Source organism: Arthrobacter sp. TJ-254, assembly GCF_058269175.1.
On sequence record NZ_JBZCNF010000004.1, the window covers coordinates 370,604 to 391,736 of the forward strand.

17 protein-coding genes and 1 tRNA gene are annotated in these 21,133 nt (G+C 66.1%); 15 read left to right on the forward strand and 3 right to left on the reverse strand.

Going from position 1 to position 21,133, the window contains the following annotated elements; translation table 11 throughout:
* Positions 1 to 131: 131 nt before the first annotated feature.
* Positions 132 to 344, forward strand: coding sequence for a hypothetical protein (locus tag AC4D14_RS13285; protein ID WP_490903026.1), 213 nt, complete (start codon positions 132 to 134; stop codon positions 342 to 344).
* 60 nt (positions 345 to 404) lie between these two features.
* On the forward strand, positions 405 to 1,526 hold the full coding sequence (pstS, locus tag AC4D14_RS13290) for a phosphate ABC transporter substrate-binding protein PstS (RefSeq protein WP_490903028.1): 1,122 nt from the start codon (positions 405 to 407) through the stop codon (positions 1,524 to 1,526).
* Between the two features lie 162 nt (positions 1,527 to 1,688).
* Here the strand turns inward: pstS and AC4D14_RS13295 are convergent, their stop codons facing one another.
* Positions 1,689 to 2,240 carry an SRPBCC family protein gene (locus tag AC4D14_RS13295; RefSeq protein WP_490903030.1) on the reverse strand — a complete coding sequence of 184 codons (552 nt, stop codon included), beginning with the start codon at positions 2,238 to 2,240 and terminating at the stop codon, positions 1,689 to 1,691.
* Between the two features lie 203 nt (positions 2,241 to 2,443).
* On the opposite strand from AC4D14_RS13295, the gene AC4D14_RS13300 reads away from it, so the two are divergent.
* Together AC4D14_RS13300 and AC4D14_RS13305 are read left to right on the forward strand one after the other, a co-directional pair.
* The gene (locus tag AC4D14_RS13300) at positions 2,444 to 2,923 is read left to right on the forward strand and encodes a Dps family protein (protein WP_490903032.1); all 480 of its coding nucleotides are present in this window, start codon (positions 2,444 to 2,446) and stop codon (positions 2,921 to 2,923) included.
* A gap of 255 nt (positions 2,924 to 3,178) precedes the next feature.
* A complete protein-coding gene (locus AC4D14_RS13305) occupies positions 3,179 to 3,913 on the forward strand; it encodes an ANTAR domain-containing protein (RefSeq protein ID WP_490903034.1) in 735 nt (244 codons plus the stop codon).
* Positions 3,914 to 3,961: 48 nt separating this feature from the next.
* On the opposite strand, the gene AC4D14_RS13310 is transcribed toward AC4D14_RS13305, so the two are convergent.
* Positions 3,962 to 4,705: a LysR substrate-binding domain-containing protein gene (locus AC4D14_RS13310; RefSeq protein WP_490903036.1), complete on the reverse strand. Its 744-nt coding sequence runs from the start codon at positions 4,703 to 4,705 to the stop codon at positions 3,962 to 3,964.
* Between the two features lie 57 nt (positions 4,706 to 4,762).
* Here AC4D14_RS13310 and AC4D14_RS13315 point away from each other — a divergent pair, with 57 nt between their 5' ends.
* From AC4D14_RS13315 to AC4D14_RS13330, 4 genes are all read left to right on the forward strand, one after another.
* Positions 4,763 to 5,164, forward strand: coding sequence for a DUF5997 family protein (locus AC4D14_RS13315; RefSeq protein WP_490903038.1), 402 nt, complete (start codon positions 4,763 to 4,765; stop codon positions 5,162 to 5,164).
* Positions 5,165 to 5,272: 108 nt separating this feature from the next.
* Positions 5,273 to 6,058: a DnaE2-dependent mutagenesis accessory factor ImuA' gene (imuA', locus tag AC4D14_RS13320; RefSeq protein ID WP_490903040.1), complete on the forward strand. Its 786-nt coding sequence runs from the start codon at positions 5,273 to 5,275 to the stop codon at positions 6,056 to 6,058.
* Complete coding sequence (locus AC4D14_RS13325; protein WP_490903042.1) at positions 6,058 to 7,665, forward strand: DNA polymerase Y family protein; 1,608 nt, start codon at positions 6,058 to 6,060, stop codon at positions 7,663 to 7,665. Before imuA' ends, AC4D14_RS13325 begins: the two co-directional genes overlap by 1 nt.
* 51 nt (positions 7,666 to 7,716) lie before the next feature.
* Positions 7,717 to 11,142 (forward strand): error-prone DNA polymerase, encoded by a 3,426-nt coding sequence (locus AC4D14_RS13330; protein ID WP_490903044.1) that lies wholly within the window; start codon positions 7,717 to 7,719, stop codon positions 11,140 to 11,142.
* A 91-nt stretch (positions 11,143 to 11,233) separates the two neighbouring features.
* Here the strand turns inward: AC4D14_RS13330 and AC4D14_RS13335 are convergent.
* Positions 11,234 to 11,319, reverse strand: a tRNA-Leu gene (locus AC4D14_RS13335).
* Positions 11,320 to 11,638: 319 nt separating this feature from the next.
* On the opposite strand from AC4D14_RS13335, the gene AC4D14_RS13340 reads away from it, so the two are divergent.
* Genes AC4D14_RS13340 through pknB form a run of 7 tightly spaced genes read left to right on the forward strand, consistent with a single transcriptional unit; the run spans position 11,639 to position 21,017 of the window.
* Positions 11,639 to 12,370, forward strand: coding sequence for an FHA domain-containing protein (locus AC4D14_RS13340; protein ID WP_490903046.1), 732 nt, complete (start codon positions 11,639 to 11,641; stop codon positions 12,368 to 12,370).
* Positions 12,367 to 12,846, forward strand: coding sequence for an FHA domain-containing protein FhaB/FipA (locus AC4D14_RS13345; RefSeq protein ID WP_490903048.1), 480 nt, complete (start codon positions 12,367 to 12,369; stop codon positions 12,844 to 12,846). Before AC4D14_RS13340 ends, AC4D14_RS13345 begins: the two co-directional genes overlap by 4 nt.
* Before the next feature lie 14 nt (positions 12,847 to 12,860).
* Positions 12,861 to 14,510: a PP2C family protein-serine/threonine phosphatase gene (locus tag AC4D14_RS13350; RefSeq protein ID WP_490903313.1), complete on the forward strand. Its 1,650-nt coding sequence runs from the start codon at positions 12,861 to 12,863 to the stop codon at positions 14,508 to 14,510.
* Positions 14,507 to 15,925, forward strand: a complete 1,419-nt coding sequence (locus AC4D14_RS13355) for an FtsW/RodA/SpoVE family cell cycle protein (RefSeq protein WP_490903050.1) — start codon at positions 14,507 to 14,509, stop codon at positions 15,923 to 15,925. The genes AC4D14_RS13350 and AC4D14_RS13355 overlap by 4 nt, the downstream gene beginning before the upstream one ends.
* The gene (locus tag AC4D14_RS13360) at positions 15,922 to 17,364 is read left to right on the forward strand and encodes a peptidoglycan D,D-transpeptidase FtsI family protein (protein WP_490903052.1); all 1,443 of its coding nucleotides are present in this window, start codon (positions 15,922 to 15,924) and stop codon (positions 17,362 to 17,364) included. The genes AC4D14_RS13355 and AC4D14_RS13360 overlap by 4 nt, the downstream gene beginning before the upstream one ends.
* Positions 17,361 to 19,106 carry a protein kinase domain-containing protein gene (locus AC4D14_RS13365; protein WP_490903054.1) on the forward strand — a complete coding sequence of 582 codons (1,746 nt, stop codon included), beginning with the start codon at positions 17,361 to 17,363 and terminating at the stop codon, positions 19,104 to 19,106. Before AC4D14_RS13360 ends, AC4D14_RS13365 begins: the two co-directional genes overlap by 4 nt.
* A 24-nt stretch (positions 19,107 to 19,130) precedes the next feature.
* Complete coding sequence (gene pknB / locus AC4D14_RS13370; protein ID WP_490903056.1) at positions 19,131 to 21,017, forward strand: Stk1 family PASTA domain-containing Ser/Thr kinase; 1,887 nt, start codon at positions 19,131 to 19,133, stop codon at positions 21,015 to 21,017.
* Positions 21,018 to 21,133: the final 116 nt, after the last annotated feature.

Genomic DNA, 21,133 nt, shown 5'->3' on the forward strand with positions numbered 1-21,133 from the left:
CGGATGAGGGGCGTCGAAGCGGTGCGTCCACAGGGAACTGTCTGCTGGTGTTCACCGCACGTTCAGGAGCGGATCCTAGAGTTGCCTACGGTAATGCACGCGTCTTTGGCAACAGAAGGAGCAGCGCAACGATGGCCGACCGGACCGCCAATAAAGAACTCAGCGACTGGACCGCGCTTCGGCGCGGCGAGCGGCTTACGCTGCATACGCCCACGGGGGCCGAACTCAGCGGCACCGTCGACATGCGCTCGGACGACGCTTCGGTGATCTGGGTCCAGCTCAGCGACGGTGCTGGACGCCGCCTGATCTGCAGGGAAGACGGCGTCCGGCTGCGCCGCGGCTAAGCGTTTTCCCGGCCGGAGCCCGCCTTTGTCCTCAACCCGTTCGCCTGTAACGTCGGACGCGTGAAACTTGTTGAATCCCGATTTCTCGCGCCGTTTTCGGCTGCGCTTCTAGCACTGGGCCTCTCGGCCTGCGGCTCCGATTACCCGCTCGGTCCCGAACAAGAAGCCGCTGCCCAGAACGCCGATTCGGACCTGCAGGGCGCCATCACCGGCGCGGGCTCCTCGGCGCAGGGCCCAGCGATGGAGGCCTGGCGAGCCGAGTTCGCCACGATCAATCCCCGCGCCCAGGTCCAGTACTCCCCCGACGGCTCGGGGGCAGGACGCGGTGCGCTGCTCGCCGGGGCGGTGGCCTTCGCGGGCTCGGATGCCTACCTCAGCGACGAGGAGCTGGACGAATCGACCGACGCCTGCGGCCCCGGAGGGGCATTCAACATCCCTGCCTACGTTGCGCCGATCAGTGTTGCCTTCAACCTTCCGGGGATTTCCGAACTGAACCTCGATGCCGCAACCATCGCCCGGATCTTCCGCGGTGAAATCACCAAGTGGAACGATCCGGCGATCACCGGCCAAAACAAGGGCGTTGATCTTCCCGACACGCCGATTACCCCGGTGAACCGGTCCGACGATTCCGGCACCACCGAGAACTTCACCGACTATCTGCACGCCGTCGTCCCCGATATCTGGACCGATGAAGCCGACGGAACCTGGCCCGGGGAGCTCCGCGGAGAAAATTCGAAGGGCAACTCGGGAGTGGTCAGCACCGTTTCCGGAACGGAGGGTGCGGTCACCTACGCCGACGATTCGGCCGTCGGTCCGCCGCTGGGGCGCGCCAAACTCAAGGTCGGCACGGAGTACGTGCCGGTGAGCGCCGAAGCCGCGGCGGCCGCCGTCGACGTCGCCTCGGTTGTGCCGGGGCGCACCGCAGGGGATCTCTCGCTCGACCTTGACCGCACAACAACCGCGCCGGGGGTGTATCCGCTGGTTCTTGTCTCGTACCACGTGTACTGCACCAGCTACGAAAACGAACAGTCCGCCGAGGTCGTCAAGGCTTTCGGGACCTACGCCGTGAGCGCCGAAGGACAGCAGGCAGCCGCGAAGGCGGCAAAGAGCGCGCCGATCTCGGCCGATCTCTCGCACAGGGCAGCCGAGGCGATCGCCGCGATCACGACCGCCGAGCGCTGATCCGCGGCGGCCACCGGGCCGCCGGGGAAACCTTCAACTGACCAAAAACGCGACGGCGGGGCCCGGGGGCTCCGCCGTCGTGTCTTTTGCTGTTTCTTACCGGGTCGTGTTTCTTAGAAAACCGTGTCCTACAAAACCGTGTCTTCCAAAACCGGGCGGGCGCTACTGGCCGGCGCGGGGACCGCCCGATTCCGGATCATCGAGGGACAGGTCGGGAAGATCGCCGTTGGCCGGACTGGCGGCTGCCGACTCACCCGTCGGAGGGGCGTTGACCTCTCCCCGCCAGGCGCCGCTCTCGCCGCCGCTCTTCTCGATGAATTGCTTGAACCGCTTCAGGTCGGCCTTGACCTGGCGCTTGTCGGCGTTCACCACGGCGCCCACCTTCTCGGCGAAGGTCTCCGGATGCCAGTCGAGCTGGACCATCAGGCGGGTGACGTTCGCGTCGATCCGGTGGAAGGTCACAACGCCGGCGTGGGACTCTCCGTCGACGCTCTTCCAGGCCACCCGCTCGTCGGGGTGCTGCTCGGTGATCTCGGCGTCGAACTCACGCTTGACCCCTCCGATGTTCGTCACCCAGTGGGTGCGGGTGTCGGAGATCTGGGTGATCGACTCGACCCCGCCCATGAAGTTGGGGAAGCTCTCGAACTGGGTCCACTGGTTGTACGCGGTGCTGACCGGCACCGAAACTTCGATTGATTCCTGTATTGATGCCATGACGGATCCTCCTTGACTGGAACTCCGGCTCCACATTCCGCCGACGCGATGCCACGGAGCGGTAAAACCATAAGTACCCTTAGGATATGTAGTTCCGGCGGATTTGGCCAACGCCGGGGACTGGGGTGAAGCTAGTCCAACCCACTGAAGCGCCAGTAGTCCACGCCCGCCGCCGCGGGCATTTTTCTACATTTGGAGGACGCATGAAGGCATCACCAACCCTTACCGACAACCTGCAGTCCGTCCTGGTTGATCTGATTGAACTCCACCTTCAGGGCAAGCAGGCGCACTGGAACGTGGTCGGCAAGAATTTCAGGGACATGCACCTGCAGCTCGATGAAATCATCGAAGACGCCAGGCTGTTCACCGACCAGCTGGCCGAGCGCATGCGCGCCCTCCACGCCGTGCCCGACGGACGCAGCGGCGCCGTGGCTAAGGGAACCTCGCTCGAGGAATTCCCCGCCGGGCTTGTCTCCACACAGGACACTGTCGCACGGGTGGTCCGCATGCTTGAGGCGACCGTCGGGACAATGAGGAAGGTCCACGACCAGGTGGACGAGGAGGACCCGACCACCGCCGACATTCTGCACGGGTTCATCGAGAAGCTTGAGCAGTACGCCTGGATGGTTGACGCCGAGAACATGGTGCCCACCGCCGAGGTGACGGAGCCGGCCAGGGTCTGAGCCGCGCCGGTGAGGGAGGGCCCTGCAGCAGACCCTCCCTCACAGCCTGTTCCGGGCCCGCAGGCCCCGGCCAAAAGGAATCGGGGCGCTGTGGTGAAACGGAAATCTTGTATTATGAAGGTTGAATAACGGTCTAGCAGAAGGCCGATCATGAACACTTCCGGGTTTGTGCATCGGTCCCTGAGCCACTCTGGGATGCCTCTTTGGTGCCGGTGCTTCCACCCGGATGACCAAGCGAAACAGGACCAGAAAGTTATGGCCGACCAGGTTGCCGGGCAATCCCCTACGGACTACCTGCAGGAATTGATCCTCGACACCGACGACGTTGAAGAGTTCCTCAACGAATTCGCACGCTTCTCTGCGGAACGGCTGTTCGACCGCTCAGGCGAGGTGCTCTGCGGCGTGACCCTCCTTCGGAGCAGGCGCGCAGGCACGGTGGCAAGCAGCAGCCCGCTGGCCAAGGAACTCGACGAAATCCAGTACCTCCATGCCGACGGTCCGTGCCTTGTGGCCTGCATCGAGCACAAGACCGTTCATGTGGCGGACGTCGCCACCGACGAGCGCTGGCCGGAGTATCTCTCCGATGTGAAGTCCCGCGGCGTGGGAGCCATCCTCGCCGTGCCGTTCGACCTTGAAGCAGGAACTCAGGCGGCACTGAACGTGTACTCCACCCGCCCCGGTGGGTTCGACGAAGGAACAATCCGTACCGCCGAAGGGTTTGTGCGCCAGACCTCAAAGGCGCTGATGCTCTCGGTGCGCCTTGCCCAGCACAGCGACTCCGTCTCAAACCTCAAAGCGGCGATGAAGTCGCGTACCGCAATCGACATCGCTATCGGCATCATCATGGCGCAGAACCGGTGCAGCCAGCAGGAAGCATTCAATATCCTCAAGTCCGTCTCGAGCAGCCGGAACCAAAAGGTGAGGGACATCGCCGCCAACGTGGTTGCCTCAATCGGCCAGGGCGAGCCCGAAACCCACTTCGAGGCCTGAGGTCCTTCCACCGCGCGCGGCAGTGCCCTGTGGCGGTTCCCGGCGCCGCTAGCGACGCCGCCCGCGCCGGCCCTGCGGGGAGGCCTTGCCTTTCGGAACATTGCGGGCCCCCGCCTTTTTCGACGGCGCCGCCCGTGAACCCGCCTTCGCGGGAGCGGCCTTGGGTGAAGCCGCCTTTTTCGCCGCGGCCTTCTGGGCCGCGTTTTTCCCGTCCCCCGGATTTTCCTTGGCGGAGGGCTGGCGTGAGCTGCGTTCGGTCCGCCCGCGCACAATTCCAATGAATTCCTCGACGTCGGCGGAGTCGTTGCCTTCAAGCCAGCCCACCGCGATCGTCGTTCCGGAAAGCCCGGGCACCGGGCGGTACACGGCGTCCTTGCGGGCGTGAAGCCGGGCAAGGGACATTGGAAGCACCACCACTCCGGCCCCCGAGGCCGCGACGTCGACGGCGGTCTTGGGGCCTCCGCACTCCTCGACGCTCAGGCGCTTTTCCGCCTCGAGCTCGGCCAGCGGAACCTCGTCATAGAGGGAGAGTGCATTTTCGCTTGAGGCGACAACGACGGGCTGCTCTTCGTAAAGGGGGATGAGGAACAGGCCCGTACGGTCGACGGGAAGGCGGACGAAGATCACATCCGCCGCGGCCGCGTGCAGGGCGGCGACGGCGGCCCTGTCGTCGTACTGGTGAAGTTCGAGGGGGACATCCGGATGCCGTTCCCGCCACCGGGCCACCCACTTGCCCGGAGTGACGCCCGCGACAAACCCGACGGAAAGGGTTCGGGGCTGAAACTCGGGCACCATCTCACACTAACGCACCAAAAGCGCCGCCGTGCCGGGCGCGGTTACGCTTGGAACATGACCCCCGCAAAAACCCCGCAGACAATGAAACCAGCCACCGCAGCCAAGAAGCTTGGGATTTTCCTGCCAGCGGCCCCCCAGGAGTTTCAGGAACGGGAGCTCACCCGCGCGGAGTTCAACGAACTGCAGCAGACGCCCCCGGAATGGCTTGCCGAGCTGCGCCGCAACGGCCCGCACCCCCGCCCGGTGGTGGCACAGAAGCTGGGGATTTCAATCGGCGGGCTCACCCGCGGCGGAATAACCGAAGCACTGACGACCGCCGAAATCTCGGCACTCCTTCAGGCCCCGCCGGCCTGGCTGGTTTCCGAGCGCTCCACCCAGGCCGCCGTCCGGGCCGAAGCCGCCCGCCTCAAGGAACGCGATTCGGAGCGGGAAAAGAAAAGCGGCGACCGCGGCTGAATACCGCATCACGCGGCCCGATCTTCCCTTTCACATAGCACCTTTTCCACCGGGCAGAGCGGTCCTTCGTCGATTGACTTAATAGAACATATATTCGAATATTGACGGGTGACGCCAGCAGCCGCCGGGCCCGCCCTTGAATGGGAGCCCTCCTCCGACAGTTCCGGGACCCGGGTTCCCCGGCTGTTCCAGGCGCCGTCCACGGCCGGCCCCGAGCTGGATCTGCAGTCGCGCATCAACCTCATGCAAACCAGCCGCCTTGAGTCGCGGAGGCTCCCCACGGTGCCGGCGCTGGCCCGGATTCTTCCGGGGGGCGGCCTGCAGTCGGGGGGGTCCTATTCGGTGCGGAATTCGGCGACCCTGGCCATGGCCCTGCTGGCAGGACCGTCAGCAACGGGGGCGTGGTGCAGCGTCATCGGCCTGCCCGAATTCAGTGTCGAGGCGGCCAGGGAGTTTGGGATCAACCTTGAGCGGCTGATCCTTGTTCCCTCTCCGGGCCCGCAGTGGCTCACCGTCACCGCCGCCCTGGTCGATGTTGTGTCGGTGGTCCTGACCCGTGCGCCCCAGCATCTGGCACCCTCCGACACCGCACGGTTGAAAGCACGGCTGCGGCAGCGGGGAACCGCAATGATCACCCTGGGAAACTGGCAGCAGAGCGACTCCACCCTGGGCGTTGTGGAGAGCGCCTGGGAGGGGGTCGGCGCGGGGCGGGGACACCTGCGGGCGCGCCGGATGAAGGTCACTGCGACCCACCCCTCCGGCCGTCCCCGGCATGCGTACCTGTGGCTGACGGACCTGCAGCACGGCGCCGGCACCGGCTTCCCATCCGCCCACGACGCCGGCGGTGGGGAAAGCGGGGATGCGCTCTTCCTGCCAAGGCTGGTGAGCTCCTGATGGGGGGAAGACCGGCCGGGACGCCGCCGCTGACGGCCGGCCGAACCAACGCAACCCGGACGCTGATGCTGTGGTGCCCCGATTGGCCGATCACCGCGGCAATCCGGGAACACCTCCTCGCCCCTGACGTGGCCCTTGCCCTGGTTGCCCGGGGAGAAGTCTTCGCCTGCTCCCCCGCCGCGCGCCAGGACGGAGTGCGCCGGGGGTTGAGGATCCGCGAAGCGCAGGCCCTCTGCCCGGACCTCGTGGCCCTTCCCTACGACCCCGCCCTTGACCGGCGCTGCTTCGAACCCGTCCTTGCCGCGGTCGAGACAATCGTTCCCGGGGTCCAGGTGATCCGCCCCGGTCTCTGCGCCATCCGGGTGCAGGGTCCTTCCCGCTACTACGGCGGCGAAGAGAAGACGGCGTCCGTTGTGTTTGCGACCCTTGCCGCGATCGGCCTGACCGATGTCCGGATCGGGATCGCCGACGCCCCCTTCGCCGCGGAGCAGGCAGCCAAAACCGCCGAAGCCCCCGACGGTTCGGGGGAACCCCTGTGCATCATCCCGCCGGGAAGTTCCCCCTGGTTCCTCAGCACCTTCCCCCTCGACGTCCTGGAACAGCCGAAGCTTGCGGTGCTGCTGCGCCGCCTGGGCATCCGGTCCCTTGGGGAATTCGCTGCCCTCAACCCGGCCGACGTGCGCAACCGGTTCGGTGAAGAGGGAAGGCGGGCACACCGGCAGGCCAGCGGCCTCGACCATTTCACGGTGGTGCCCCGGAAAGCCCAGGCCCAGCTCGATGTCGCAGTCGACTTCGAGCCGCCGCTCGCCCGCATCGACCAATTGGCGTTTGCCTTCCGCGCCCCGGCCGAACGCTTCGTCGGCGGTCTTCGCGGGGCGGGGCTGGTCAGCACCGCCGTGCGGGTGGTTCTGCATAGTGAATCCGGTGAGGTGTCCGAGCACATTTGGCGGCATCCCCGCTGGTTCGACGCCGACGACATTGTCGACCGGGTCCGCTGGCAGCTGCAGGGAGGGGAAACCGCGGGCCCCGGACTGAGCTCCGGCATCACCCGGGTTTCCGTGGCCCCCGACGTTGTTGAGAGCCTCAGCGACCACGCGGACGGGCTCTGGGGAACCGGACCCGACGAAAGCATCAACAACGGTCTTGCCCGGGTCCAGGGAATGCTGGGCCACGGCGCCGTCCTGACGGCGATCATCGCCGGAGGCCGCCTCCTCGCGGACCGCCGCGTCTACATTCCCTGGGGCGATGCGCCGCCGGGTTCCGCGCCGGAGGAGGACCAGCCCTGGCCCGGCCGGCTGCCCGGACCCATGCCCGCCACGGTGTTCGCTGAACCGGTTTCGGCGGGGGTCCTCGATGCACGCGGGAACGGAATCGACGTGAACGGGCGGGGGCTGCTCAACGCCGAACCCGCTTTCTTCTATACGGGCACCGACACCGGGAAGCGGCGGCCAGTACAGGCGTGGGCAGGCCCCTGGCCCATCAGTGAACGCTGGTGGGACCCGCAGGGGCGCATCCTCAACCGTTTCCAACTGGTCGATTCCTCGGGATCGGCCTGGCTGCTCCTTCTCGAAAACCACAAATGGTGGGCCGAGGCGATGTACGACTAGGCCGGCCCGAAGCAGCAGATAACAACAAACCGTTTATAAGGGGGAAAGACGATGGGATGGAGCAACCCTCCCGTTCCATGGTCCGACTTCGAACGGAACCTGTCCGACTCCACCCGCCCCGGCGCGCCTCCCGTCGGGGCCGACGGCGGAGACAGCCCGGCATGGTCACGGAAGCGGCAGCCCTACACGCCTCCCCCGGCCGCCGAGCCGGACAGCTCCGGGCCCGTTGTTGCCTATGCCGAGCTTCACGCCCACTCGAACTTCAGCTTCCTCGATGGCGCGAGCAGCCCCGAGGAGCTTGTTGAGGAAGCGCAGCGGCTGCGGCTGCGGGGCATGGCGCTGACCGACCACGACGGACTGTACGGAGTGGTCCGCTTCGCCGAAGCCGCCGAAAAATATCCGGAGCTGTCAACCATCTACGGTGCCGAGCTCTCCCTTGGCCTCTCCAAACCGCAGAACGGGGAAGCCGACCCGGAAGGCAGCCACCTGGTGGTGCTTGCCCGGGGGTCTGCCGGCTACCACCGGCTTGCCGGCGCCATTACCGCGGCCCAGCTCGCTGAGGGCGCCGAAAAGGGAAAGCCCCGCTACAGCCCTGAATCCCTCGCCGACGCAGCGGCCGGCGCCTGGCTGATCCTCACCGGTTGCCGGAAAGGACCTGTCCGAAAGGCCCTTGCCGCCGGCGGCGAGGCGGCAGCGGAGGCCGAACTCGTCCGCCTGAGAGACCTGTTCGGCAGGGACAATGTTGCTGTTGAGCTGTTCGACCACGGAAACCCGCTGGACACCTTCCACAATGACGCCCTTGCCGCGCTTGCCTCCCGGTTGAAGCTGCCGGTGCTCGCCACAAACAACGTGCACTATGCCGCACCCGAAAGGCACCGGCTCGCCACCGCACTGGCGGCGGTGCGTGCCCGCAGGAGCCTGGACCAGATGAACGGATGGCTTCCGGCGGCCGGCGCCGCGCATCTGCGCAGCGGCGCGGAAATGGCGGCCCGGTTCCGGAACTATCCCGGAGCCGTTGAACGCACGGTCGACATCGCGGACGATCTGGCCTTCCGGCTGCGGAGCGTCAAGCCGGGACTGCCCACCATTGAACTGCCGGACGGCCACACCCAGATGAGCTACCTGAGGCAGCTCGTGTGGGAGGGCGCCGACCGGCTCTACACCGGCCGGGAAGAGGTGCGGGAACGGATCCAGCGCGAGCTCGATGTCATTGAGAGCAAGAACTTCCCCGGATACTTCCTGATCGTGCACGACCTCGTGCGGTTCGCCCGCAGCCGGGGGATCCTCTGCCAGGGCCGGGGCTCCGCCGCGAACTCCGCCGTCTGCTACCTGCTGGAAATCACTGCGGTCGATTCGATCAAATACCAGCTTCCCTTTGAACGCTTCCTCTCGAGCATGCGTGACGAGGAACCGGACATCGACGTGGATTTCGACTCCGACCGGCGCGAGGAGGTCATCCAGTATGTGTACCGGAAGTACGGCCGTTTCAATGCGGCGCAGGTCGCCAACGTCATCACCTACCGCCCCAAGTTCGCGGTGCGGGACATGGCCAAGGCACTCGGTCACAGCCCGGGGCAGCAGGATGCCTGGTCAAAGCAGGTTGAACGCTGGGGCGGGCTCGTCTCGAGCACCGACCACGACATCCCGCAGCCGGTGATCGACCTGGCGACGAGCGTGCTGAAATTTCCCCGCCATCTCGGCATCCATTCGGGGGGAATGGTCCTTACCGACCGGCCCGTCGGTGAAGTATGCCCTATTGAGAATGGAAGGATGGAGGGCCGGACCGTCCTGCAGTGGGACAAGGACGACTGCGCGTGGATGGGCCTTGTGAAGTTCGACCTGCTGGGCTTGGGCATCCTTGCCGCCATCCAGTACAACTTCGACCTTGTCGAAAAGCATTTTGGTGAAAAATGGAGCCTTTCAAGCATCCCCAAAGAGGAACAGGGTGTTTACGACATGCTGTGCTTCGCCGACTCGGTGGGGGTGTTCCAGGTGGAAAGCCGCGCCCAGATGGGCATGCTTCCCCGGCTGCAGCCGCGGCAGTTCTACGACCTCGTCATCGAGGTGGCCCTGGTGCGCCCCGGACCCATCCAGGGCGGAGCCGTCCATCCGTACATCAAACGCAAAATGGGCGAGGAGGAGGTGCGCTACCTCCACCCCAACCTCAAGCCCGTCCTCGAACGGACGCTCGGAGTTCCCCTGTTCCAGGAACAGCTGATGCAGATGGCGATGGTGGTGGGGGGCTGCTCCGGAGCCGACGCGGACCTGCTGCGCCGGGCCATGGGGTCCAAACGCGGCGAAGAACGCATCGATTCGCTGCGGGCCAAGCTGTACGAGGGCATGGCGGCAAACGGCATCGACCCCGCGACGGCCGATGCGATCTATAACAAGATCCAGGCCTTCGCCAACTTCGGCTTCGCGGAGAGCCACTCAATCAGTTTCGCCCTGCTGGTCTACGTCAGCGCCTGGCTGCGGCTTCACTACCCGGGCGCCTTCCTTGCCTCCCTTCTGCGGGCACAGCCCATGGGCTTCTATTCGCCGCAGACCCTGGTCGCCGACGCCCGGCGCCACGGCGCGGTTGTGCTGCGTCCTGACATCCTTTTTTCGGGAGTTCACGCGGACCTCGAACCGCTCCCGGATTTTTCTCCGGGGGAGGATCCCCGGAGCCGCACGACGGGCATGGACTGCTGCGTCGAGGAAAACCAGCCCCCGGTCGAACCGTTTGACCGCAGCGCCGGATTCGATTCAACACGGCACCGGAGGGACGGAAACTACGCGGTGCGCCTTGGCCTGGCCAGCGTCCAGTCCATCGGGGTGAAGGTCGCCGAAAAAATCGTGGCCGAGCGCAGCCTGAACGGCCCCTTCGAAGACATGGCCGACCTCGTGCGCCGCACGGAGCTCAACGCTTCACAGCTTGAAACCCTTGCGGCGGCGGGAGCCTTCGATTCGATGGGACTCTCGCGGCGCGAGGCGCTGTGGAATGCCGGCCCCGCCGCAACGGAGCGGAAGGGGCACCTCCGGGGAACGGCGGTTTACATCCAGCCTCCCTTGATGCCCGAGCTTTCCGACATCGACAAGGTGGGCTCCGATTTGTGGTCAACCGGCATCACCCCCGACGACCACCCGGTGCGCCATGTCAGGGCGCGGTTGAAACGCCGGGGCGCGCTCAGCGCGGCGGACCTCCTTGTGGCGGAGCCGGGTCGGAGGGTGGAGGTCGGCGGGGTTGTCACTCACCGGCAGCGCCCCGCAACGGCGAGCGGCATCACCTTCATGAACCTTGAAGATGAGACAGGACTGGTCAACGTCGTCTGCTCGGTGGGTGTGTGGCAGCGCTACCACCGGGTTGCCCGGGAAGCCAGCAGCGTCATCGTACGGGGTGTCCTTGAACGGTCCGCGGAAGGCGTGGTGAACCTCGTGGCGGACCGGCTCGAGATGCTGTCACTCAAGGCAACCACCAAGTCCCGGGACTTCCGCTGATTCCCGGGGTCAGGGAATGTGCAGGCCGAGCGGGCAAAGCAAAACGCCCCGGTGGAAACCGGGGCGTTGCCGATGGCCTGAACCATCATCGTGGTGCGCGAGGGGGGATTTGAACCCCCACACCCTTTCGGATACTGGCACCTGAAGCCAGCGCGTCTGCCGTTCCGCCACTCGCGCGAAGTAATTTCCAAGCCTCCCGAACAGTGCCGGTTTACTTGTGAACAGCAGAAACAAGCATAGCCGAGCACAGAAGAAAATACCTAAACGGCGCCTCCGCACCTGCCACGAGACGGCCGGTGAGCCGCCGGCTCCCGCCCTTCCGACGGCCGCTGCGGAACGGGGCGCGGCCCGCGTTAAGGCCTTTCACAGGCCATCCAAGTAGTATCGAAGGGAACGTGCCCGAGTCGATACTGTCTTCTTCAGTTCTGCCTCGAACACGAAATGACCAAAACGGCAAGAGCAAAGCTGGGATCGATGAAGGGTGAGGAGGCAGCACATGGGCATACTCGACAACGTTGAGCGGGGCCTCGAGAAAATCGTCCGCGGCGCCTTCAGCAAAGGCACCTCCTCCCGGGTCCAGCCCGTGGAGATCGCCAGCGCCCTGCGCAAGGAACTCGACAATAGGTCGATTGTCCTGGCGGAGGGCCGGACCCTCGCCCCCAACGGGTTTACCGCCCGGCTCTCGGACCCCGACTTTGAGCAGGCCCAGCAATGGGGGTCCGCCCTCGCCGAGGAGCTGTGCGACGTCGTGATCCGCCACGTCAACAGCCAGCAGTACACCCTTCAAGGGCCGGTGCGGGTGTCGTTCGCCCACGATCCCGCCCTCAAACCGGGAGTCCTCGAAATAGATTCAACAATGGAAAAGCAGTCAGGTCCCCGCGTTCCCGCTGCCCCGAGCGCTCCGCGCCACCAGCCGACGCGCTACCAGCCCGTGTTGGAGCTGAACGGCCAGCGCTACTCCCTCAATGCCGGATCGATCATCCTTGGCCGTTCCTCGGAAGCCGACATCCTCGTCGAGGATTCAGGGGTTTCCCGCCGTCATCTGGAGATCCGGTACTCCAACGGGCGCGCCCTCGCCGTGGACCTCGGCTCGACCAATGGAAGCTACGTCAACGGTGAGCGCGTCCAGGGCCAGGCTGAACTGACCGACGGATCGGCCATCACCATGGGCCGCACCCGCCTGACGTTCCGACTGGTTCCCGTGCAGAAAGGCGGAAGCCAGGTATGAGCGATCTGACCCTGACGCTGCTGCGCTATGGGTTCCTGATTCTTGTGTGGATCCTTGTCCTCAGCACCGTCAGCGCCATCCGCCGCGACCTGGTGGTGGGACGCCGCAACAAGACCGGAACCCCAACGCCCCGGCAGGCCCGGCGGCATCCCGAGCTGGTTGAGGAGGCGCCACCGTCGCGTCCACAGGCCCGCCGCCTCGTTGTCACCGAAGGCCCCCTGGCCGGCACGACGCTGGAACTGGCAACCAGCCCGATCCTTCTGGGCAGGGCCCAGGAAGCGACGCTCGTCCTTGAGGACGATTACGCCTCCGGACGGCACGCGCGGCTGTTCCCCCAGGGAAGCCGGTGGTTCGTCGAGGACCTCGGTTCGACCAATGGAACATTCCTTGCGGGCACCCAGCTGACGCGTGCACTTCCCGTGGAGCCGGGTGTGCCCATCCGGATTGGTAAGACGGTCATTGAATTGAGGCCGTGATAGTGCCCTTTGTGATGCGGTTCGCCGCTCGCTCGGATGTGGGAATGGTCCGCGCCAAGAACGACGACTCAGCGTATGCGGGCCGTTATCTTGCCGTTGTCGCCGACGGGATGGGCGGTCACGCCGGCGGGAACGTCGCCTCGGCCTCCACCGTCCTCGATCTGGTCCACCTTGACCGCGACGCCTACGCGGGCGACGCCGGCACCGAGCTGGCCGATGAAATCCAGACAGCGAACTCGCTGCTGTCCGAACTGGTCAGCACCAACCCCCAGCTCGCGGGAATGGGCACGACGGTCACCGCGCTGCTGCTCAACGGCGACCGCGTGGAACTGGCACACATCGGCGACTCGAGGGCGTACCGGCTGCGCAACGATGTCTTCGAGCAGATCACCAAGGACCACACCTTCGTCCAACGCCTCATCGACGAGGGCCGACTGAGGCCGGAGGAAGCCGACATCCATCCGCACAAGAACGTGCTCATGCGGGTGCTTGGCGACGTCGATGCCAGCCCGGAACTCGACCTCCAATCATTGGACATTGTTCCCGGAGAGCGGTGGCTGCTCTGCTCGGACGGCCTCAACGCCGTCCTGCCCGACTCCACTGTGGAGCAGGTTTTCCGGGAGACAAGGGACCTGCGCGAGTGCGTCGACACCCTCGTCGAACTGACCCTGGCCGGCGGGTCGCCCGACAACGTGACGGTCGCCGTCGTGGAAATCGTCGAAGCGACCGAAAAGGACCTGACCGCGGCACCGCCCCCGGCCCTGCCGCGGGCCCGTGAAGCCGCAGGGGAGAGGGAGACACCGAAGGAAGCCGCCGCCAAGAACGGCAGCGGGCCGGCCTCGGATGCGACGGACCTGCCCGGCACCGCCATCCGTGCCGACATCATCCGCCAGGACCTCCTGACCCGCCCGCACATCCTTGTGGGTTCTGCCGCCCTCGCCACCGAGACGGGGCAGATTCCCATCGTCACGCAGCGCTCCTCGGAGCGGCGCGCCGCGCTCATGCTCACGCACAAGGCCCAGGCCTCCGGGACGGGGCTTGAGGACGAGGGCGGCGAGGACCGGCCGGTCCGGCGGCGCTGGCTCGCCCCGGCGTTCGTCACCCTCACAGCGCTGATCCTCCTAGCCGTCGTCGGCTTCGGCTACACCTGGACACAGACCCGCTATTACGTGGGGGACTCCGATGACAAGGTGGCAATCTACAACGGCGTGTCCCAGAGCGTTGGACCGATCCGGCTGAGCCAACTCCACGAGGTAACCAACATCCCCGTCTCCAACCTGCCCGAGCACCACCGTTCCCAGCTCGCAATGACCCTTCCGGCACGCGATCTGCAAGAGGCCGAGCGCATCGTTGAGGATCTCCGCAGCGAACTGCGTGCCCTTCCCTGCACGCCGGGCAGCGCCGGGGGCGAAGCCACTACCAAAGCCACCGACCGGCCCTCCGGCTCACCCGGGGCATCCCCGCGGCCCTCCGGGGCGGCGGGGCCATCCCGCACTCCTTCAGAAGAACCCACCGGTTCACGGTCGGGAAGGCCCACCGCCACCCCGTCGGCCGCACCCGGGGCCAGGGCCTCAAGCAGCCCCGCCCGCACGGCGGCCCCGTCGGTGTCGCCGTCCCCTGAATCCGGCGTTATCGCCGGTCCGGATTGTGGAGGCACGCAGTGAGCGATGTCCTGACGGTTCCCAAGTCGCGCAGGAACGCCGAGGCGCTGCTGCTCCTGCCAGCCCTGGCTGTGGCAATTGGGGCGAACTTCGTTGCCGGGCTGGAGCGGGAAGACCAGTTCAACTCCTACTTCTGGAACCAGGCAGCAACCCTTGCCGGAATGGGCCTGCTCGTTCACATCATCCTCCGGTTCCGGGCTAAGTATGCCGATCCGGTAATACTTCCGATCGTTCTTGCCCTCAACGGCATTGGGCTCGCGATGATCCACCGCCTCGACCTTCCCCGGATGCAGAACCCCAACTTCACGCCGGTTGCACCGCAGCAGCTGTTGTGGACCGGCGTGGCCATTGTGTCGGCCGCGGTCATCCTGATCTTCCTGCGCGACCACCGGATCCTGCGGCGCTTCACGTACATCTCGCTGATCGCCAGCGCGGTGCTGCTCCTTCTGCCCCTCACCCCGCTGGGACTGGAGATCAATGGCGCGCGGATCTGGATCTCGGTCGGTTTTGGGACCTTCCAGCCCGGCGAAATAGCAAAAATCTCGCTTGCCGTATTCTTCGCCGGTTATCTTTCGACGAACCGCGACCTGATCCTGCTGGCAGGGAAGAAGCTCGGGCCCCTGCAGCTGCCGCGGTTCCAGGACCTCGCCCCCATGCTCGCGGCCTGGCTTGTCAGCATCGGGGTCTTGATCCTGCAGCGCGACCTCGGCTCGTCAATCCTGTTCTTCGGCCTGTTCATGGCGATGATCTACGTGGCGACGAGCCGTGCCAGCTGGGTGCTGATCGGCCTGTCGATGATCACGGTCGGTGGTTTCATCGCGCTTGAACTCTTCAGCCATGTGGCCCTGCGCTTCGACAGCTGGCTCAACGCGTTCGACCCCGAGGTGTACAACCGCACCCCCGGCGGCAGCGGGCAGGTGGTCCAGGGGCTCTTCGGGCTGGCGAACGGCGGTCTGTTCGGCACCGGGCTGGGACAGGGACGCCCTGACCTCGTCACATATGCCAACAGCGACATGATTATTGCGGCGCTGGGCGAGGAGCTTGGGCTTGTCGGAATCTTCGCGATCATCCTGCTCTATGTACTCCTCGTCTCAAGGGGCGTGCGCGCCGCCCTTGGTACCAAGGACGGCTTCGGAAAGCTGCTCGCGTGCGGTCTGTCCTTCACGATTGCCCTGCAGTGCTTCGTCGTCATCGGCGGAATCACCCGCCTGATCCCCCTGACCGGGCTGACGACCCCCTTCATGTCGGCGGGCGGTTCATCGCTCCTGGCGAACTGGATCATCGTTGCGCTGCTGCTCCTGATCTCGGAAACGGCCCGCCGTCCGGCCCCGCGTGCGCCGCTGCGCAGTGCCTTTCCCGACACGTCCGCCGAGAACGCCCGGCGGACTCCCCGACCCTCGAAGGGGGTGTCCCGATGAACCAGGCAATCCGCAGGGCGTGGATCGTGGCGATCGGCATGTTCACCCTGATCCTGGGCTCGCTCACCTACGTCCAGTTCTTTGAAGCCGAAGCGCTGAACGACAACGACTGGAACAACCGGCAGCTCTACCAGGACTTCGGCAGGCCGCGCGGCGCGATCCTCGTCGACGGCAAGGCGATTGCCGAGTCGGTGCCCTCCAATGACCAGTTCAACTTCCAGCGCGTCTACAAGGAACCGGATCTCTACGCCCACCTGACCGGTTATTACTCCCTGGTGGCCGGTTCGACCCAGCTTGAGAGTGCTGCCGCCGGCCTGCTGTCGGGGACCAGCGATGAACTGTTCTACGAACGCCTGGTGCAGCTGTTCTCGGGGGCGCAGACGTCGGGTGCCTCGGTGGAGCTCACCATCGACCCGCAGATCCAGCAGCTCGCCTCGGACCTGATTCCCGAGGGCCAGCGCGGGTCAATTGTGGTCACCGACCCGAAGACGGGAAACATCCTGGCCATGGTGTCGAAGCCGAGCTACGACCCGAACCTGCTGGCCAGCCACGATTCCGCCGTGGTTGAGGAGAATGTGGCAAAGCTTTCCGAGGTTCCGGGCCTGTCCATCTACCTCAACCCGGCCACCGAATCCCTGGTCGCCCCGGGGTCGGTCTTCAAGCTCGTCGACGCCGCCGCGGCGCTCGAGTCCGGCAAGTACGACGCGGAGTCGCAGATCCCGAACCCGCCGGTGCTCGACCTGCCCGGCACCGACGCCGGCCTGCCGAACTACGTCAACGGCACGTGTGCGTCGCGCACAACGGCGGACCTTGAATTCGCGCTCGAGCAGTCGTGCAACACCCCCTTCGCCCAGATCGCGTGGGACCTGGGCCAGGAGGCAATTGCCGAGCAGGCCGCGAAGTTCGGATTCGGCGAGGGTCTGAGCATCCCGGTCCGCGTCGAGCCAAGCCAGTTCCCGCAGGACCTTAGCGAGCCCGAACTCGCCCAGTCGGCGATCGGCCAGTTCGACGTCAAGGTCACCCCCCTGCAGGTGGCAATGGTGACCGCGGCGATCGCCAACGACGGAGTGCTGATGACGCCCAACCTCATCAAGTCGGTGCGGGCCGCCGACCTGGAGCTGATCGATTCCCCGCAGCCCGAGGTGTTCAGCGAAGCGGTGAGCTCCGATACGGCCAACCAGCTCACTGACTGGATGGTGAACGTTGTCAACAACGGCACCGGCCGCAACGCGCAGATCCCCGGCGTCGCCGTGGCGGGCAAGACGGGCACCGCCGAGGTGTCCGGGAGGGGCGACAACGCCTGGTTCACCGGTTTCGCGCCGGCGGAGGACCCCCAAGTAGCAGTAACGATCGTCATGGAGGATGTCGACATCGCCACCGGTGCGCAGCTGACCAGTCCAAGTGCAAAGAGAATCATTGAGGCGGTGTTGAACAAGTGAGACCTACATCAGGGATCACCTTAGGCGGCAGGTTCCAGCTGACCGACCGCATTGCCATCGGCGGGATGGGCGAGGTCTGGAAGGCCAGGGACCAGATCCTCGGCCGGGTGGTTGCCATCAAGATCCTCAAGGAGGAGTACTCGGGCGATCCCGCGTTCCTCAACCGTTTCCGCGCCGAAGCCCGTCACACCGCGCTGCTCAACCACGAGGGGATCGCGAACGTCTTCGACTATGGCGAGGAGGGCGGTTCGGCCTACCTCGTCATGGAACTGGTGCCCGGGCAGCCGTTGTCGGTCGTCATCGAACGCGAAGGGGTGCTCTCTCCGGACCGCACCCTCTCCATCATCGGGCAGACCGCGACCGCCCTCGCCGTCGCGCACCGGCAGGGACTCGTCCACCGCGATGTGAAGCCCGGAAACATCCTGGTGATGCCCGATGGGCGCGTCAAGATCACGGACTTCGGCATCGCGCGCCTCGCCGACCAGGTTCCGCTGACGGCAACGGGCCAGGTCATGGGCACGGCCCAGTACCTGGCGCCGGAGCAGGCAACGGGCCAGCCCGCCACCGGGTCCAGCGATATATATGCACTTGGGGTAATAGGTTATGAGCTCCTCGCCGGGCGCAGGCCGTTCTCCGGGGAGTCCCAGATCGCCATCGCGCTGGCCCAGGTCAACGACGCTCCGCCGCCGCTGCCCGACACCATCCCGCGCCCCGTGCGGGCGCTGATCTCCTCCATGCTGGCCAAGGATCCGGTGGAGCGCCCGGCCGACGCCGAGTCCCTCTCGCGCGCCGTCGATGCGATCCGCGCCGGGTCGATCCGCGCGGCCGAGGCCGCCGTTCCGGGAATGCTGCTGTTCGGGAACGGCAACGAGGCCGCGACTGCGGCGGTGCCGCTTGCCGATACGGCGGCGACCCGCGCCGTACCTGCTCCCTCGACATCGGCCCTGCCCGTGGTTGGTGCTGCAGGCGCCGCCGCCGGCGGAATCGCCGCCTCCCGTGACTGGTCGGAGGAAGTCGACCACAACGAGGCCGACGGGAACGGACCCGAGGAGGAGGAACGCCGGCGCAATCCCTGGCTCATCCCCGTCATCGTGCTCTCGCTGCTGGCGCTGGCCGCCGTGGCCGGCCTCATCCTGTGGCCGCTGCTCGCGGGCGGCAACGCCGATCCCGCGCCGGCAGTGACCCGGAGCGAGTCTCCGAGCCCCCGGCCCACGGCCACCACTCCCGCTCCCACCCCGACCTCGGAATCACCTACCCCGGTGGAGACGACGCCCGAAGTCGAGGGAATCGTCATCAATCCCGCGGAGTACCTGGGCAGGAACGTGAACGAGGTGACCACGGAGCTCTCGGCCCTCGGTCTCGCCGTCTCCCGGGTACCGGTGGCGTCGGATCAGCCGGTTGACACTGTCCTCGAACTGAACCCGGTGGGAACCCTCAATCCCGGGGATGCCATTGAAGTAATCTATTCGCAGGGTCCGGAGCAGTCGACGGTTCCCGGTGGCTTGGTCGGCCAGGATGAAGGAACGGTCCGCGCACGCCTCGTTGATGCCGGCCTCTCACCCGTGAAAGACCGTGAAGAGGCATCATCCGAACCGGCCGGCACGGTCATCGAGATTGCTCCAGCGGAAGGCACCGACGTCGATGAAGGATCCGAGGTCAGGTACGTCGTCTCTTCGGGTCCCGAGCCGACCGAGCCCGATGAAAGCCCGGAGACCGATGCGTCCCCTACGTCACAGGGGTGACGGAATCCAGTGGAAGGTAACCCTGTGACTGCTGAACGAATACTCAACGGGCGCTACGAGGTCCGTGAGCTCATCGGCAGGGGCGGAATGGCCGACGTGCACCTTGGCCGGGACATCCGCCTCGGCCGCGCCGTGGCGATCAAGGTGCTGCGCCGCGATCTCGCGCGGGATCCTCTGTTCCAGTCCCGTTTCCGCAGGGAGGCCCAGGCTGTCGCAGGCCTGAACAACCCGAACATTGTCGCCGTGTACGACACCGGCGAGGAGGAAATCCCCGACCGCCCCGAACACGAGGTCCTGGTTCCGTTCATCGTCATGGAATATGTCGCCGGCCGCACGCTCCGGGAACTTGTGAAATCCGGTGACCTGAGCATCGAAGACTCGCTGAAGCATCTGGCAGGGGTCCTTTCGGCCCTCGCCTACAGCCACCGCGCCGGCATTGTGCACCGCGACATCAAGCCCGCCAATGTCATGATCACTCCCGAAGGCACCGTTAAGGTCATGGATTTCGGCATCGCCCGGGCGATTGCGGATTCGGCTGCCACAATGACGCAGACCCAGGCGGTCGTGGGAACGGCCCAGTACCTCTCACCCGAGCAGGCGCGCGGAGAAACCGTCGATGCCCGCAGTGACCTCTATTCCGCCGGATGCCTGCTGTATGAACTGCTGGCCGGACGGCCGCCGTTCATCGGTGACAGCCCGGTCTCGGTTGCCTACCAGCACGTGCGTGAGGAACCGCTTCCGGCAAGCAGCTTCAACCCGGAGATCACCCCCGCTCTCGACTCGGTGCTCGCGAAGGCACTGGCCAAGGACCGCGAGGACCGGTTCCAGGACGCCGATTCCTTCCGCGCCGCCCTTGAGGCCGCCGGACGCGGCGTCGCCTATTACGACGGGGACTCCTCGCCCACGCAGGCACTCGATACCCTCAAGACCCGGGCCGCGCCCGTCCTTGGCGGTGCAGTGCCCGCTGCCGATGACCAGGACGCCCCGTCCACCCGCATGCTGACCAAGATCTCCGACGAATCCGGGCACGGCGGGCACAGTCCGGGCGAAGACAACGCCCTCCTGCCTGCCGGGCTGGGGAAGGAACAGGCGAAGGAAGCCGAGCCGCGCAGGAAGTCCGGCCGCGGTGCGTGGCTGGCGGTCTTCCTCGTGGCGGTGCTGCTGGTGCTCGGGGCAGGCTTCGCTGTCCTCTACAACCTCGGCCAGTCCCGGCCAGAAGCGGCCCCCGTCGTTGAGGTGCCCAAGGTGGCGGGCCTGACCGAGACGAAGGGGTTCGGCCTGCTTTACGACGCCGATCTGATGCCGCTTGCCGAGGAACAGTTCAACGCAACGGTCGAGGCAGGGCTCATCGTGAGCTCCGATCCCGCCGCCGGTGCCCTCGTTGAGCCGGATTCCCGGGTTGTCGTCATAGTCTCCAAAGGACCGGCCAACGTTCCGGTTCCCGAAACCATCAAGGGAATGACCGAGTCATCGGCGAGGGACGCACTTGAAGTAGTGGGGCTCAAGGGCGGCGAAATCACCGAGGTCACCAGCGCACAGGTTCCCGAAGGCAGGGTTATCTCGTCCGACCCGCAGCCCGGCACGTCCGTCCCGGTCGACAGTCCGGTCAACCTCGTCCTCTCGAACGGGAAGGTGAAGGTGCCCTCGCTGAGCGGGCTGACCCAGGCGGCGGCGGAAGCACTGCTCAAGGATCCCGCCGTTGCCCTGCCCTACAGGATCGAACCGGTCGAAAACAGCGTGCTTGAGCCGGGCCTTGTGACCGGCCAGAGCGAAAAGGCCGGAAGCGAGGTGGAACAGGGCACCGAGATCGTGATCCAAATTGCCGTGGCGCCGAAACCCGAGGCGCCGGCCGAGCCCTCGTCCGATCCCTCGCCCGAGCCCACTGCTTCGGCCACCACCAAGGAGCCCTAGGCCCCTGACGTCAGCGGTCCGGAGGCGGACGCTCGCCAGACTCTGCGGGGAACGGTGACCAGCAGGAGGCCGGTTCAGTGAAGACCGGGCCAGTGGGAAACCGGCTCAGTGGGAGG

Bases quoted from the DNA above. Each gene is read 5' to 3' on its own strand.
- AC4D14_RS13285 (WP_490903026.1), top strand. From the start codon at position 132: ATGGCCGACCGGACCGCCAATAAAGAACTCAGCGACTGGACCGCGCTT.
- AC4D14_RS13295 (WP_490903030.1), bottom strand. From the start codon at position 2,240: ATGGCATCAATACAGGAATCAATCGAAGTTTCGGTGCCGGTCAGCACC.
- AC4D14_RS13300 (WP_490903032.1), top strand. From the start codon at position 2,444: ATGAAGGCATCACCAACCCTTACCGACAACCTGCAGTCCGTCCTGGTT.
- AC4D14_RS13305 (WP_490903034.1), top strand. From the start codon at position 3,179: ATGGCCGACCAGGTTGCCGGGCAATCCCCTACGGACTACCTGCAGGAA.
- AC4D14_RS13315 (WP_490903038.1), top strand. From the start codon at position 4,763: ATGACCCCCGCAAAAACCCCGCAGACAATGAAACCAGCCACCGCAGCC.
- AC4D14_RS13325 (WP_490903042.1), top strand. From the start codon at position 6,058: ATGGGGGGAAGACCGGCCGGGACGCCGCCGCTGACGGCCGGCCGAACC.
- AC4D14_RS13330 (WP_490903044.1), top strand. From the start codon at position 7,717: ATGGGATGGAGCAACCCTCCCGTTCCATGGTCCGACTTCGAACGGAAC.
- AC4D14_RS13340 (WP_490903046.1), top strand. From the start codon at position 11,639: ATGGGCATACTCGACAACGTTGAGCGGGGCCTCGAGAAAATCGTCCGC.
- AC4D14_RS13345 (WP_490903048.1), top strand. From the start codon at position 12,367: ATGAGCGATCTGACCCTGACGCTGCTGCGCTATGGGTTCCTGATTCTT.
- AC4D14_RS13350 (WP_490903313.1), top strand. From the start codon at position 12,861: ATGCGGTTCGCCGCTCGCTCGGATGTGGGAATGGTCCGCGCCAAGAAC.
- AC4D14_RS13360 (WP_490903052.1), top strand. From the start codon at position 15,922: ATGAACCAGGCAATCCGCAGGGCGTGGATCGTGGCGATCGGCATGTTC.